The following is a 15,458-nucleotide window of genomic DNA, read 5'->3' as shown; positions in this document are numbered from 1 at the left end:
GGTGTGCGGCGGATCACTCGGGCATCTTCAGCGGGCTTGGCGAGACCAGCACGCCGTTGTTGTCGGCGTACACGTATTCGCCCGGGCGGAAGGTCACGCCGGCAAAGGTCACCGCGACGTTGAGGTCACCAATGCCGCGTTTGTCGGTTTTCATCGGGTGGCTGGCCAGGGCCTGGATACCGACATCGGTCTGCGCCAGCACGTCCACGTCACGTACGCAGCCATAGATAAGCAGGCCTTCCCAGCCATTCTTCGCGGCCTTCTCGGCAAGCATGTCGCCCAGCAGCGCCCGGCGCAGCGAGCCGCCGCCATCAACCACAAGCACCTTGCCCTTGCCATCAAGCTCGACCTGCTCCTTGACCAGGGAGTTGTCTTCGAAGCACTTGATGGTGACGATCTGGCCGCCGAACGAGTCGTGGCCGCCAAAGTTGCTGAACATGGGCTCGAGCACCTGGACCAGGTCCGGGTAGGCGTCGCACAGGTCGGGCGTTACGTAATGCTGCATGGGAAACTCCTGTCAGTCACAACGAAGCGGATGTCGAGCAAGGCTACACCTTAGGAGGGCTGGCAGTCATCCGGGACCGAGCAGTCAGTTGAACGTCCACCGCACCGGCTTCATCGTCGGCAAGCCGGCGATGGAGCAAGATGCAGCAACTACGTTTCAACTGGCAGCCACAGCCTCCTCCATCACCACCGTCGAGGCGTGCACCGGCACCAGGGGATCGCGCAACCAGCTCTCCACCAACGGCCATACCTGCGCCTGCGCCGGCTTGCTGACCAGCATGTCGACATGCCCGAAGGCCTCGAAGCCCTCCTCACGCCCCAGGCGCAGGAACTGCTTGCTGTCACCACCCCACTGGCCGAAAAGCTTGCGGCAAGCCCAGACCGGATCCTGGAAATCCCCTGCACCGGCCACCGCCAGCAGTGGCACCTCGACCTCGGCCAGGCCCGCCCACCAGTCGCGGTCCTTGTCGCCAAAGCGCCCGAACAGACCATTCCAGCGCAGGCTCTCCAAAGCCAGGCCTATGGGTTCGTCTTCCGGGCCACGCTTGAGGCGCGAACCGGAAATCTGCGCGAACCGCTTGAGCAGCATCCGCGCGCCCCACTCGACGGGTGGCACTTTCAGTGGCCAGTAAACCCGGCTGACCTGGGTCCCGAACAACGCCACGCTGGCGACAAGGCCCGGGGCCAGATAACCGCTGCCCAGCGCCGCCGCCAACGTCGTACCACCCAACGAGTGGCCAATCCAGCGTGGGGCCTGCCCAGCCTTTTCATGAACGAAGGCGCCGATCACCGGAAGGTCGTAGCGCGCATAATCGGCCACCCGATTCTGCCGCCAATCGCGGTTGCGCGGCGACAAGCCGTGGCCGCGCATCTCCGGGATCCACACATCGAAGCCAGCACGCGCCAGATAAGCGCCCAGGCCTATGCCCTTGGGCGAATACCAGAAACGCCGGTTGGAGAAGCTGCCGTGCAGGAGAATGACCGGCACACCTTGGACACCGTGCTGATCAGCCAGGCCCAGACGGGTGACGGCCAGCTCGACGCTATGGTCGGGACTGTTGCCAGCCTTGATCCGGTAGACGTCTTCACTAAGGTCGCCGCGGCGCTCGGCACTGAGCAACGCGACGGGAAATTGGGTGGAGCTGCTTTGCATGGGTTCACAGATTCAGTGGACATGAAACGTGGGAGCGGGCTTGCCCCGCGAGAGCGTCAGAGCAGACTACAGATGTGTCTTCGCTGACGCTATCGCGGGACAAGCCCGCTCCCACGCATTAACATCAGGGCGCAAGCACCCTGCTCACAGCATCAGGCCGCGCCCTGGCCCTCGGCCAGGAAGAACCAGGTCTCGAGCACCGAGTCCGGGTTCAGCGACACGCTTTCAATGCCCTGTTCCATCAGCCACTTGGCCAGGTCCGGGTGGTCCGACGGGCCCTGGCCACAAATGCCGATGTACTTGCCGGCCTTGTTACACGCGGCGATGGCGTTGGCCAGCAGTTTCTTCACGGCCGGATTTCGCTCATCGAACAGGTGAGCGATGATCCCCGAGTCGCGGTCCAGGCCCAGCGTGAGCTGGGTCAGGTCGTTGGAACCGATGGAGAAGCCATCGAAGTACTCGAGGAACTCTTCGGCCAGGATGGCGTTGGACGGCAACTCGCACATCATGATCACGCGAAGGCCGTTGTCACCGCGGGCCAGGCCGTTTTCGGCGAGCAGGTCGACAACCTGGCTGGCCTCGCCCAAGGTACGCACGAACGGCACCATGATCTCGACGTTGGTCAGGCCCATCTCGTTACGCACGCGTTTGAGGGCGCGGCATTCAAGCTCGAAGCAGTCACGGAACGACTCGCTGATGTAACGCGAAGCGCCGCGGAAGCCCAGCATTGGGTTTTCCTCTTCCGGCTCATACAGCTTGCCGCCGATCAGGTTGGCGTACTCGTTAGACTTGAAGTCCGATAGGCGCACGATGACCTTTTTCGGGTAGAAGGCTGCGGCCAGGGTGCTGATGCCCTCGACCAGCTTCTCGACATAGAAGCCGACCGGGTCGTTATAGCCGGCAATGCGCTTGTCGACGCTCTCTTTCAGTTCCGGCGGCAGGCCGGCGTAATTCAGCAGCGCCTTGGGGTGTACGCCGATCATGCGGTTGATGATGAACTCCAGGCGCGCCAGGCCGACACCGGCATTGGGCAACTGGGCGAAGTCGAAGGCGCGATCCGGGTTGCCCACGTTCATCATGATCTTGAACGGCAGCTCCGGCATGGCATCGACAGAGTTCTGCTTGACGTCGAAGCCCAGCTCACCTTCGAAGATGAATCCGGTGTCGCCTTCGGCGCAGGAGACGGTCACGCCTTGGCCATCCTTCAGGACCTGGGTGGCGTTGCCGCAGCCGACGACGGCCGGGATGCCCAGCTCACGGGCGATGATCGCCGCGTGGCAGGTACGCCCGCCACGGTTGGTGACGATGGCGCTGGCGCGCTTCATCACCGGCTCCCAGTCCGGGTCGGTCATGTCCGAGACCAGTACATCGCCTGGCTGGACCTTGTCCATCTCGGACACGTCGTTGATCACGCGGACCTTGCCGGCGCCGATGCGCTGGCCGATGGCACGGCCTTCGACCAGTACGGTGCCCTTCTCTTTCAGCAGGTAGCGTTCCATGACATTGGCGCTGGCGCGGCTCTTCACGGTCTCGGGACGGGCCTGGACGATGTACAGCTTGCCGTCGTCACCGTCCTTGGCCCACTCGATGTCCATCGGGCGCTGGTAGTGCTGTTCGATGATCATGGCCTGCTTGGCCAGTTCATTGACTTCGTCGTCGCTCAGGCAGAAGCGCGCACGCTCGGCGCGGTCGACCTCGACGGTCTTGACCGAACGACCGGCCTTGGCTTCGTCGCCATAGACCATCTTGATCGCCTTGCTGCCCAGGTTGCGGCGCAGGATCGCCGGGCGACCGGCCTGCAAGGTGTTCTTGTGAACGTAGAATTCGTCCGGGTTGACCGCCCCCTGCACCACGGTTTCACCCAGGCCATAGGCACCGGTGATGAATACCACGTCGCGGAAGCCCGACTCGGTGTCCAGGGTGAACATCACACCCGCGGTGCCGGTTTCGGAACGGACCATGCGCTGCACGCCGGCGGACAGGGCGACCAGTTTGTGGTCGAAGCCCTGGTGTACACGGTAGGAAATGGCCCGATCGTTGAACAGCGAGGCGAACACTTCCTTGGCCGCGCGGATCACGTTGTCGACGCCACGGATGTTGAGGAAAGTCTCCTGCTGGCCAGCGAAGGAGGCGTCTGGCAGGTCTTCGGCCGTGGCCGAGGAACGCACGGCCACCGCCATGTTGTCGTTGCCCTGGGACATTTCGGCGAAAGCGGTTCGGATTTCCGAATCAAGGCGGGCCGGGAAATCGGCTTCCATCACCCACTGGCGAATTTGCGCACCGGTCTTGGCCAAGGCGTTGACATCGTCGACATCCAGCGCGTCGAGCGCCGCATGAATGCGGTCGTTCAGGCCACTTTGCTCGAGAAAATCGCGGTACGCCTGAGCCGTAGTGGCAAAGCCGCCCGGCACCGAGACACCAGCACCTGCGAGGTTACTGATCATCTCGCCCAGGGATGCGTTCTTGCCCCCCACATGCTCCACATCATGGACGCCGAGCTTATCGAGGGAAACTACGTACTCTACCAAGGTGATCTCTCCACTAACTGTATTGGAAAAGCTCAAGGGCGCCCGCCTGCCTGACTGACTGGGCCGGACGCTTGTGGCCTGGACCTGGAAAATAAGTGAGAATGCCGTGCAACCGCGTTCGGCAAACCGAACCTATCATATCCAGAAATCTTCGGCAGCTTAAGGCCCCCAGGTGCAAATGAAACGAACCGCGTTCTTCATCTCCGACGGTACCGGCATCACTGCAGAAACGCTGGGCCAGAGCCTGCTCGCACAATTCGAGAGCATTCCGTTCAATAAATTCACGCGACCCTACATCGACACGCTGGAAAAGGCCCGGGCCATGGTCCAGCAAATCAACGCCGCGGCCGAGCGCGACGGGGTGCGTCCGATCATATTCGACACCATCGTCAACCAGGACATCCGTGAGGTCATGGCCACGTCCAATGGCTTCATGATCGACATCTTCTCGACGTTTTTATCCCCGCTCGAGCAGGAATTGACTGCCCATTCGTCGTATTCCGTGGGCAAGTCCCACTCGATCGGTGGCAATTCCAACTATATGGAGCGGATCGAGGCGGTCAACTTCGCCCTGGACAACGACGATGGCGCGCGTACCCACTACTACGACAAGGCCGACCTGATCCTGGTGGGCGTATCACGCTGCGGCAAGACCCCAACCTGCCTGTACATGGCCATGCAGTTCGGTATTCGTGCCGCGAACTACCCGCTGACCGAGGACGACATGGAACGCCTGCAGCTGCCGCCAGTGCTCAAGAAGCACCACAACAAGCTGTTCGGCCTGACCATCGACCCCGACCGACTGACCGCGATCCGCCACGAACGCAAGCCCAACAGCCGCTATTCGAGCTTCGCGCAGTGCGAATTCGAAGTGCGCGAAGTGGAAAACCTGTTCCGTCGGGAAAACATTCCCAACATCAACTCCACGCATTTTTCGGTGGAAGAGATTTCGGCGAAGATTCTGGTGGAGAAAGGGGTGGAGCGGCGGTTCAAGTAACGCGAGGGGCTCGTCACAAGATTTTCATCGCCAGTGAGACCGAGCGCGGCGCGGGCGGCGCTCGATTCGCGCACCACCACAAACTCAGCGCGCGCCCCATGAAAAAGCCCCGGCATCACTGCCGGGGCTTTCTTTTACCTCAACGCAAGGCTCAGGACGGCATCACCGTCGCCTGCCCGCTCAGCGCCAGGTCGACCAGCTCGCGGTTGGCCACCGCGTACATCGCATAGTCGGTGCCGGTGGCGTTGCGCAGGTCGTCGAGCATGGCGCGCCAGCGCTCGACCATCACCCGGTGCTGCTCGCACCACAGGGCCACGCGGGCGTCCATGTCTTCCGGCGCGTCGGCCATCTGCAGTACGGAGATAGTGATCGCCCGCTGCTGCAGGTCGATGTCGTCGCGGAACGCCTCGCGGGCCAGGGCCTGCCAGTTGTTCTCCACCGGCAGGTTGCTGATCTCCTGCAGGTACCAGGTCAGGTCCAGCGAGCTGCCCACGGCGAAGAACGCCTTGGCCACCTGCGCCGGATCGTGCCCGGTGACGTCCGAAGCCTCGATGATCGGCAACAGGGTGTACAGGTGGGTGGTACCGGCGACCATGCGTGCCAGCAATTCTGGTACACCCGCATTGACGAAGCCCTGGTAACGGTTCATCCAGCGCTCACGGGTTGGTCCCTCCAGCAGTTCGTCGAGTTTCAGCCCCAGCTGGGCGATCTTCGGCCCGAAGTGCGCCACGTCACGCCCGGCGTCCTGCTCGTTGCGGCGGCTACGCAGGAACCAGCGGGTGGCCCGACGCCCCAGACGCATGAGCTCGTCCATCAAGGTCAGCTGGATCTCGGCCGGAACTTGGTAGTCCAGGGCCTCGATCTGGCGGAACCAATGCGGCAGGTGGAAGATATCGCGCACAATCACATAGGCACCGGCCACGTTGGCCGGGCTCATGCCGGTGGACTCCTTCAGGCGCTGCACGAAGGTGATGCCCATGTTGTTGACCAGGTCATTGGCGATCTGGGTGCTGACGATCTCGCGCTTCAGGCGGTGGCGGCGCATCGAGTCGGCGAACTTGCTGACCAGCGACGGCGGGAACGCGGTCTCCATGTCGCGGGTCAGGTAGTCGTCGTCCGGCACCAGCGACTTGAGCAGTTGCTCCTTGAGGTCGATCTTGCTGTATGAGATCAGCACCGAGAGCTCGGCGCGGGTCAGGCCCTGCCCCGCCGCCAGGCGCTCGGCCAGCTGCTCTTCGCTGGGCAGGAACTCGATGGCGCGGTCCAGCTTGCCACGTGCCTCCAGGTCGGCCATCAGGCGCTTGTACTCGGCGATGCGCTCGCGGGCACGGCGGGCCGCCAGCGACAGCGCTTGCGTCTGCTTATAGTTGTTGCCCAGCACCAGCCCGGCGACTTCGTCGGTCATGCTGCCCAGCAGCTGGTTGCGCTGCTTCTCGGTCATGTCGCCACCCTGCACCACTTCGTTGAGCAGGATCTTGATGTTGACCTCGTGGTCGGAGCAGTCGACGCCACCAGCGTTATCGATGAAGTCGGTGTTGGTGGCGCCGCCGTTCAGGCCGAACTCGACACGGCCGAGCTGGGTCATGCCCAGGTTGCCGCCCTCGCCCACTACCTTGCAACGCAGCTCGTTGCCGTTGACGCGCAGGGCGTCGTTGGCCTTGTCGCCGACATCGGCGTGGCTTTCGCTGCTGGCCTTGACGTAGGTGCCGATACCACCGTTCCACAGCAGGTCCACCGGTGCCTGCAGCAGTGCATGCAGCAGTTCGGTCGGGGTCAGGCGGTCGGCTTCGATGGCGAAGCGTTCCTTCATCTGCGGGCTGATGGCGATGCTCTTGGCGCTACGTGGGAAGATCCCGCCGCCTTCGGACATGATGCCGGTGTCGTAGTCGCTCCAGGCCGAGCGCGGCAGGTCGAACAGGCGCTTGCGTTCGGCGAAACTGGTGGCCGGGTCCGGGTTCGGGTCGATGAAGATGTGCAGGTGGTTGAACGCCGCCACCAGTTGCAGTTTGTCGGACATCAGCAGGCCGTTGCCGAACACGTCGCCGGCCATGTCGCCGACACCAACCACGGTGATCGGGTCTTCCTGCACGTTGATGCCGCGCTCGCGGAAGTGGCGCTGCACACCAACCCAGGCGCCACGCGCGGTGATGCCCATCTTCTTGTGGTCATAGCCGGCCGAGCCGCCCGAGGCGAACGCGTCGCCCAGCCAGAAGCCGTAGTCGATGGCGATGCCGTTGGCGATGTCGGAGAAGGTCGCGGTGCCTTTGTCGGCCGCCACCACCAGGTACGGATCGTCGTCATCGTGGCGCACCACGTTGGCCGGCGGCACTACGCCACCGTCCTTCAGGTTGTCGGTGATGTCGAGCAGGCCAGAAATGAAGATGCGGTAGCACGCCACGCCTTCGGCGGCGATCTCGTCACGGCTGCCGCCCAGCGGCAGGCGGCGCGGCAGGAAGCCGCCCTTGGCGCCGACCGGGACGATCACCGAGTTCTTCACCTGCTGGGCCTTGACCAGGCCGAGCACCTCGGTGCGGAAGTCTTCCTCGCGGTCCGACCAGCGCAGGCCGCCGCGGGCGACGTTGCCAAAGCGCAGGTGCACGCCCTCGACCCGGGGCGAATAGACGAAGATCTCGAACTTCGGCACCGGCTTGGGCAGCTCGGGGATCAGCTTGGGGTTGAACTTGAAGCTGAAGTACGACTTGTTCTGGCCGTTGGCGTCCGGCTGGTAGAAGTTGGTGCGCAGGGTGGCCTTGATCAGGTCCAGGTAGCGCCGCAGGATGCGGTCCTCGTTGAGCACCTGGACATCGTCCAGGGCGGTGAGGATCGCCTGCTCCAGGCGTTGCTGCTTGTCGTCGAGGTCTTCGTTGGTGAGCTTGCGCGCCAAGTAGAAGCGGGTCTTGAACAACCGGGTCAGCTCGCGGGCGATATCGGTGTGGTTGTTCAGGGTGCTGGCGATGTAGCCCAGGTCGAAGCCCAGGCGGATCTGCTTGAGGTAACGGGCGTAGGCACGCAGCAACGCGACGTCGCGCCATGGCAGGCCGGCGGTCAGCACCAGGCGGTTGAACGCGTCGTTCTCGGCGTCGCCCTTGACGATATGGACAAAGGCGTCCTGGAAGGTGTCGTTGAGCTGCTGGATGTCGAGGTTGAGGCCTTCGCTGTAGGTGAAAGCGAAGTCGTGGATCCAGAACTCGCGGCCGCTGGCGTGGCGCAGGCGGTAAGGGAACTCACCGAGCACGCGCAGGCCGAGGTTTTCCAGGATCGGCAGCACGTCCGACAGTGCCAGCGGCGTATCGGCGTGGTAGAGCTTGCAGTGCAGCGTGCGCTCACCGAGCTGCGTCAGCGGCTGGTAGAAGCTCATGGCCAGCGGCTTGGCCTCGGACAGGTTGAGCACATGTTGCATGTCGACCACCGCCGAATGCGCGGCGAAGCGCTCGCGGTAGCCGGCCGGGAAGCCTTTCGGGAAGTCGGCGAGGATGTTGGTGCCGTGGGCTTCGCCGAAGTTTTCCACCACCAGCGCCGAGAAGTCGTCCTGCCACGAACGGCAGGCCTGGATCACTTCGTTCTCCAGCTGCTGCGGATCGATCTCGATGCGATTCTTCGGGTCGACCCGCAGGATCAGTTGCACGCGGGCCAGCACCGACTCGGAGAAGAAGGTCCAGAATTCGCAGTCGGTGGCTTTCAGGCGCTCCATGAGCACCTGCTGGATCTTCTGCCGCACCTCGGTGGAGTAGATCTCGCGCGGCACGTAGGCCAGGCAGTAGCAGAAGCGGCCGTACGGGTCCTTGCGCAGGAACACGCGGATCTTGTTGCGTTCCTGGATCTGCACGATCGACATGGCGGTGCTGAACAGCTCGTCCACCGGGGTCTGGAACAGGTCGTCGCGGGGCAGCACTTCCAGGACCTGGGCCAATTCCTTGCCCAGGTGCGCCTTCGGGTCGAAATGCGAGCGGCGCTCGACTTCGGCGACCTTGCCGCGGATGTAGGGGATGGTGTGCACGCTCTCGCCGTACACCGACGAGGTGTACAGGCCCATGAAGCGGCATTCCTTGACCACCTTGCCGTCCTGGTCGATCTGGCGGATCGACACGTAGTCCGGGTAGGCCGGGCGGTGCACGCGGCTTGGCTGCGAAGCCTTGGCGAAGGACAGCAGGCGCGGTTCGCGCAGGTAGGCGACGGCGTAGTCCTCGATGCGCAGGTCATCGGCGCCCAGGCCTGCGCGCAGCAGGCGGGCCAGGCCCAGGAACGAGGCGTCGTCGTAGACCAGGTGGCCGCCGTCGGCGTCGGACTCGACGGTGAACTCCTCGTAGCCGAGGAAGGTGAAATGGTTGTCCAGCAGCCACGACAAGAAGCTCTTCACCTCGGCCTTGTCGTTCTGCGCGGGGCCGAAGGCGTTCTGCTCCACCAGGTCCAGCAGCTCGCGGATCTTGGCCTTCATCGGCTCGAAGTCGGCTACCACGCCCCGCACCTCGGCCAGCACCTGCTCCAGCTCCATGGCCAGGGTGTTGAGCTCGCCGGTGTTGGAGCAGCGGTCGATCTCCAGGTACATCAGCGATTCATGGCTGACGCCCTCGCCCAGGGTGCCCTTGGGCAGCAGCTCGACCAGCTCGCCCTTGGCGCCGCGGCGCACGCTGAGCACGGTGGTTTGCAGGGTGTGGATGCTGTAGCCGCGGCGGTTGAGCTCGGTGCGCACAGAGTCGACCAGGAATGGCAGGTCGTGGTGCAGCACCTCGACCACGGTGTGCGTGGATTGCCAGCCGTGGCGTTCGTAATCGGGGTTGTAGACCCGCACCTGCGGGTGCGCGGCGTCGAAGCGCTCGATGATGCGCCAGGCGGACAGCGTGCAGCCGGCCAGGTCCGACAGCCTGCGCTGAGTGAGTTCGTCCAGAGAGATGATGCCGAAGAACTGTTCAGCGAACAGTGCCACTTGTGGCAGGGACTGTTCGTTGATGTGCTGCGCCAGGGCCGCTTGCAGTTGATGCTGGAAGTCGGCTTTGCTGGCTGCGGTGAAGAACGCCATCTGTGGTACTCCGCTTGGGCTTTGTTATAGGTGAAGCGTCGCGTACATGCGCCTTGTACGGATCAACCATAGCCAACCCGTGGCAAGACAGAAGCGTTGGGTGCCTGCAAAAGCGACTGCCAGGTGGCTGTGCCTTTACGGGAACCCATCGACAGGGCAGCTTAACGACTGAACGGTCACTTGGGCTTGCAGCGCTGCGACAATTTCGGTCAATGCGCGGTAACTTTACGTTTATCAGTGTGCGCAAGGCTGTCAGAATTCCTTTTCATCTCCATTAATCCGAGTGCGCCATGCAATTGAAAACCGCCCTGCTCTTCGCCACCGCCTGCGACGACGAGGAAGACAACATGGCGACCCTGTGCTGCCACAGCGAAAAGGGCCAGATGTTCCTGCTGACCCGCTACCCGGACGAGGACACCGTCGACCTGACCCTGGACGACGAGCCGTCGACGCTGGACGGGCTGAAGGTGACCTTGAGCGCCACCCGCCTGCTGATCGAAGTGGCGGCCGGGGATCGCGATGCGCTGAAGGGCGACGAAGAACTGGAGATCATCCTGACTACCTCGGGCAGCGACCTGGAGGAAGTGGCGCTGACCTTGCGCAACATCCTCGACGGCACCGGGACCTTCGTATCCGAGGTCTAGACCGGTCATGCGGCCTCCTCGCGGGGGCCTGAGTCTTCCGCGATGAGGGCACAGCACCATTGACAGCTGAAGGCGCGAGCAGGCATTGTCTGACAACCTGACCAATAGGCACCCGCACGTCCATGCTAGAGCTCCAGCGCCCCGACACCCTCGTTGAACGCGTCGTCAGCGCCATCCGCGCCGAGATCGATGCCGGCCGCCTGGCCGCCGAGTCGCGCCTGCCCACCGAACAGCAACTGGCCGACCAGCTCAATGTCAGCCGCTCGGTGGTGCGCGAGGCCGTGGCGCAGCTCAAGGCCGACGGCGTGCTGATCGCTCGCCGTGGGCTCGGTTCGTACATCTCGCAGACCCCAAACGGCACGGTGTTCCGCTTCCCTGGCAGCAACGGGCGCAAGCCGGACCTGGTGCAGATGTTCGAGATGCGCCTGTGGATCGAGACCCAGGCCGCCGCCATCGCCGCCCGCCGCCGCGATACCGATGACCTCCAGCGCATGGCCGCGGCCCTGGGCACCATGGAAGACCCGCGCAGCGACTTTGCCACCGCCGCGGCCGCCGACGTGGCCTTTCACCGTGCCATCGCCGACGCCGGCAAGAACGACTACTTCGTCGCCTTCCACGATTTCCTCGGTGGCCAGCTGGCCGCCGCGCGCCGCACCGCCTGGGAAAACTCCGCCACTCCGGCGGTAGGCGGCTCGGCTGACGCCCTGCGTGAGCACCGGGCCTTGTACCAGGCCATTGCCGACGGTGACCGCCATGCGGCCGCCGCCTGCGCCGAAGCCCACCTGCGCGCCTCGGCCAAGCGCTTGAAACTCGACCTCCCCGACCTCGACTGACCCCGGAGAACCCTATCGCAACCTGGCGAGGTTTTTACGCGCACCACTTAGTCTGACAACCTGATAAGCAGATTCACCGACAAGAATTCCAAGGTACCCTGCATGACCTACGACTATTGCATCATCGGCGGCGGCATCGTCGGCCTCGCCACCGCGATGGCCCTGCTCACCCATCGCCCCGGCGCCTCGCTGCTGATCCTGGAAAAGGAGGCCAGCCTCGGCCGCCACCAGACCGGCCACAACAGCGGTGTGATCCATGCCGGTATCTACTATGCCCCCGGCAGCCTCAAGGCCGACCTGTGCAAGCGCGGCGCCCAGGCCACCAAGGACTTCTGCGCCGAGCACGGCATCGCCTTCGAGGTCTGCGGCAAGCTGCTGGTGGCCTCCAACGACCTGGAGGTGCAGCGCATGCAGGCGCTGTACGAGCGTTCGCAACAGAACGGCCTGAAGGTCGAGCGCCTGGACGCCGACGCCCTGCGTGAACGCGAGCCGAACATCGTCGGCAAGGGCGCGCTGTTCCTCGATGCCACCGGTATCGTCGACTACCAGCAGGTATGCGACGCCATGGCCAAGGTGATTCGCCAGGCCGGTGGCGAAGTGCACCTGTCCACCGCCGTGCGCGCCATCCAGGAGCATGCCGATCATGTCGCGGTCAGCACCGACGACAACACCTGGCGCGCCCGCCAGCTGGTGGCCTGCGCCGGCCTGCAATCCGACCGCCTGGCGCGCCTGGCCGGGGTGAAGATCGACCACCAGATCATCCCCTTCCGCGGCGAGTACTACCGCCTGCCGGCGAGCAAGAACCAGATCGTCAACCACCTCATCTACCCGATCCCCGATCCGGAGCTGCCGTTCCTTGGCGTGCACCTGACGCGAATGATCGACGGCAGCGTCACCGTCGGCCCCAACGCGGTGCTCGGCTTTGGCCGGGAGAACTACCGCAAGTTCTCGGTGAACTGGCGCGATGTCGCCGAGTACGCACGCTTCCCCGGTTTCTGGAAAACCATCTGGAACAACCTCGGTTCCGGCACCGCCGAGATGAAGAACTCGCTGTTCAAGCGCGGCTACCTGGAGCAGTGCCGCAAGTACTGCCCGTCGCTCCAAGTCGAGGACCTGCTGCCCTATGAGGCCGGCATCCGCGCCCAGGCGGTGATGCGCGACGGCACCCTGGTGCACGACTTCCTGTTCGCCGAGACGCCGCGAATGGTGCACGTGTGCAACGCACCGTCGCCGGCCGCCACTTCGGCCATCCCCATCGGCCAGATGATCGCCGAAAAGATCCTCGAGGCCCGCTGAAGCACCTGCTGCATCCACAACTACAAAGACAACAAGGAAACCTCAGATGTCGGTATACGAGACGGCCCCGGCCGCGCCGGAAACCCCCGAACAGCAACGCAAGCGCCTGCGCAAGGTGGCGGCGGCGACCATTTTCGGCTCGATGCTGGAGTGGTATGACTTCTACCTCTACGCGACCATGGCCGCGATCGTCTTCTCGAAGATTTTCTTCGACCCGAGCAACCCGGCGGTGGCCTCGCTGCTGGCGTTTTCCACCTTCGCCATCGGCTTCATCGCCCGCCCGTTCGGCGGTGTGCTGTTCGGCTACCTGGGTGACCGTTTCGGGCGCAAGCATGTGCTGGTGATCACCTTTTGCATGATGGGCCTGTGCACCATGCTGATCGGCCTGATCCCTGGCTACGCGACCATTGGCATCTGGGCGCCGATCCTGCTGGTGATCATCCGCATCATCCAGGGCCTGGGCGCCGGTGCCGAGCTGTCCGGCGCGGCAGTGACCTCCTACGAGCACGCCAGCGAAGGCAAGCGCGGCAGCCAGGGTGCCTGGCCGGCGCTGGGGCTGAACCTGGGCCTGCTGCTGTCGTCGCTGACCGTGTACCTACTGACCATGAACGGCAACGAATTCCTGCTGGCCGGCGGCTGGCGCATCCCGTTCATCGCCAGTATCGCCCTGGTGGCAGTGGGCCTGTGGGTGCGCAAGAGCATCCCCGAGACCCCGGACTTCAAGGAGCTGGACAAGGCCGATGACAAACCGCAGGTGTCGCCGCTGAAGCTGCTGTTCAGGAATGACCTCAAGGGCCTGGCCGTGGTGTTTTTCGTGGCGGTGGGCTACAACGCCCTGAGCTACATCTTCAAGACCTTCTCGCTGGCCTACCTGACCCAGTTCAAGGGCGTCGAGGCGCATGTCACCTCGCTGTCGGTGACCTTGGCCAGCCTGGTGGCGATCTTCGCCGTGCCGTTCTTCGGCTGGCTGTGCGACAAGTGGAGCAGCAAGACCGTGCTGATGCTCGGCGGCGTGCTGTCGGCGCTGTTCGCCTTCCCGTTCCTGCAACTGCTGTCGACTGGCGAGCCGATGATGATCTACCTGGCCATCGCCGTGGGCACAGGGATCCTGGCGCCGATGATGTTCGCCCCGCAGGGGTCGTTCCTCAGCCGGCAGTTCCCCACGCAGACGCGCTCGTCCGGGTTCGGCACCGGGCGAGAGGTCGGTACCGCGGTGGCAGGCGGCCTGGCGCCGTTGGGCGGGCTGGCGCTGGTGGCAGGTTCGGCGACTCATTCAACCGATGGCGTGGCGATGATATTGGCGGTGGCCGGGGTGCTGGTGGTGGTGTTTGCGTTCTTTGACCAAGGGTGGCGGCATTCGAAGGCGAAGAACTAAACAAAGCCACGATCGGATCTTGATCTTGATCTTGATCTTGATCTTGATCTTGATCTTGATCGCAAGATTAACTGCGTAGTCACTAGCGACAGCTGCGTCAGTTCAGGCGCCGCCCGTAACTTCGCGACTTCAGGAGGCCGAACGCAGGTCTTGCGGAGGGAGGTGACGGGCATGGATGCCCGTCAAGCGCTGCGCCCCAGGATGGGGCGTTCAGCGCGGTCCTCCCGGGAGCAAGGCCGGAGTGAGGGGACCCGGAGCGAAGCGGAGGGCCGGATGAATGGAGCGCAGTGTACGGATCACCCACATGGGTTACACAAAAGTTCACTCACATAGGTGACAACACCTTGAGTGTTACATAACCATCAGTGGTATCCCGCACATCGACTCTGCCAAGGATGATGGGACCGAAAATAACATCCCAGACGCCATCCCCAACCTGCTCCAGTCCAATGGTCTGGTGCTTGAGCACATAACCTACGTAGATCCTCAAGCCCCGGCGATTGATGATGCCGGAGCTATCAGCCGGCAAGCTCTCGATATGACTGGGATAGGTCATTTCGGGGAGCTTTTCAGGGAATGGGCGTGGAGATGGCTGGTAGCAAGACGCCGGTGTTTTCTGCTTCAGCGCTTCATGCAAGCGCTCGTGATTGTAGTGCTGCCGAAAGCGATCAAAGTGCCGTTGTTGAGCCTCCCAGGCCACTGCCGGCGGCGATGGGAGCGTGCTTTTGAGCGTTCGATGCATGCGCTCGTGGCGGCCATTTTGTTCAGGCCGACCAGGCGCAATGCGCTCGGGAATGATGCCTAGACGCAGCCACCAGATCGACAGCTGAGAAAGTCCCGCACGCCCCTTACTGGCAAACGGCACACCGTTATCGGTACGAATCCGCTCAGGCAAGCCATTCTCTCAGAACACTTGGGTGAAAACGGCCTGGGTTTCCAGCAGGTTGGTATTGGGCATGCTGTGGCAGGCGAGCAGGAAACGACTGGCGTGATCCATGATCGTCAGCGTGTTAATGGCCAATTAAACTGACCCACCTCTGGCCAACAATTTTGACCCACCCATAGTGGCATTGGCCACCGACCATGTAGCGTCACCCGCCTTATGCACAGG

General features: G+C 63.5%; 9 protein-coding genes and 1 pseudogene. 5 read left to right on the top strand and 5 right to left on the bottom strand.

Going from position 1 to position 15,458, the window contains the following annotated elements:
* Positions 1 to 13 precede the first annotated feature (13 nt).
* The 3 genes from rraA to ppsA form a co-directional block, all read right to left on the bottom strand.
* Entirely contained in the window at positions 14 to 505 is a 492-nt protein-coding gene (gene rraA / locus C3F42_RS26090; protein ID WP_023630330.1) for a ribonuclease E activity regulator RraA, read from the bottom strand.
* A gap of 156 nt (positions 506 to 661) precedes the next feature.
* Entirely contained in the window at positions 662 to 1,657 is a 996-nt protein-coding gene (locus tag C3F42_RS26085) for an alpha/beta fold hydrolase (protein WP_023630329.1), read from the bottom strand.
* 152 nt (positions 1,658 to 1,809) lie between these two features.
* Positions 1,810 to 4,185 (bottom strand): phosphoenolpyruvate synthase, encoded by a 2,376-nt coding sequence (gene ppsA / locus C3F42_RS26080; protein WP_023630328.1) that lies wholly within the window; start codon positions 4,183 to 4,185, stop codon positions 1,810 to 1,812.
* 178 nt (positions 4,186 to 4,363) lie between these two features.
* Here ppsA and C3F42_RS26070 point away from each other — a divergent pair, with 178 nt between their 5' ends.
* Positions 4,364 to 5,182, top strand: a complete 819-nt coding sequence (locus tag C3F42_RS26070; protein ID WP_023630327.1) for a pyruvate, water dikinase regulatory protein — start codon at positions 4,364 to 4,366, stop codon at positions 5,180 to 5,182.
* A gap of 151 nt (positions 5,183 to 5,333) precedes the next feature.
* Here C3F42_RS26070 and C3F42_RS26065 read toward each other — a convergent pair whose 3' ends face one another.
* A complete protein-coding gene (locus C3F42_RS26065) occupies positions 5,334 to 10,199 on the bottom strand; it encodes an NAD-glutamate dehydrogenase (protein ID WP_094012041.1) in 4,866 nt (1,621 codons plus the stop codon).
* A 290-nt stretch (positions 10,200 to 10,489) separates the two neighbouring features.
* Between C3F42_RS26065 and C3F42_RS26060 the strand changes: the two genes are divergently transcribed.
* The 4 genes from C3F42_RS26060 to C3F42_RS26045 all read left to right on the top strand — a co-directional run bounded on the left by C3F42_RS26060 (position 10,490) and on the right by C3F42_RS26045 (position 14,347).
* Positions 10,490 to 10,843, top strand: a complete 354-nt coding sequence (locus tag C3F42_RS26060) for a hypothetical protein (protein ID WP_104445102.1) — start codon at positions 10,490 to 10,492, stop codon at positions 10,841 to 10,843.
* 122 nt (positions 10,844 to 10,965) lie between these two features.
* Complete coding sequence (locus C3F42_RS26055) at positions 10,966 to 11,676, top strand: FadR/GntR family transcriptional regulator (RefSeq protein ID WP_094012039.1); 711 nt, start codon at positions 10,966 to 10,968, stop codon at positions 11,674 to 11,676.
* 102 nt (positions 11,677 to 11,778) lie between these two features.
* Positions 11,779 to 12,972, top strand: a complete 1,194-nt coding sequence (gene lhgO / locus C3F42_RS26050; RefSeq protein ID WP_023632060.1) for an L-2-hydroxyglutarate oxidase — start codon at positions 11,779 to 11,781, stop codon at positions 12,970 to 12,972.
* A 46-nt stretch (positions 12,973 to 13,018) separates the two neighbouring features.
* Positions 13,019 to 14,347: an MFS transporter gene (locus C3F42_RS26045; RefSeq protein WP_046854741.1), complete on the top strand. Its 1,329-nt coding sequence runs from the start codon at positions 13,019 to 13,021 to the stop codon at positions 14,345 to 14,347.
* Between the two features lie 325 nt (positions 14,348 to 14,672).
* Here the strand turns inward: C3F42_RS26045 and C3F42_RS26040 are convergent.
* Positions 14,673 to 15,353 (bottom strand): annotated as a pseudogene (locus tag C3F42_RS26040) (integrase core domain-containing protein); the annotation flags it as partial.
* Between the last annotated feature and the right edge of the window lie 105 nt (positions 15,354 to 15,458).

This window comes from Pseudomonas sp. PONIH3, from assembly GCF_002934345.1.
GTDB classification, from domain to species: domain Bacteria; phylum Pseudomonadota; class Gammaproteobacteria; order Pseudomonadales; family Pseudomonadaceae; genus Aquipseudomonas; species Aquipseudomonas soli.
The sequence above is the reverse complement of the archived record's forward strand: the minus strand, read 5'-3'. Positions and strand labels throughout refer to the sequence as shown.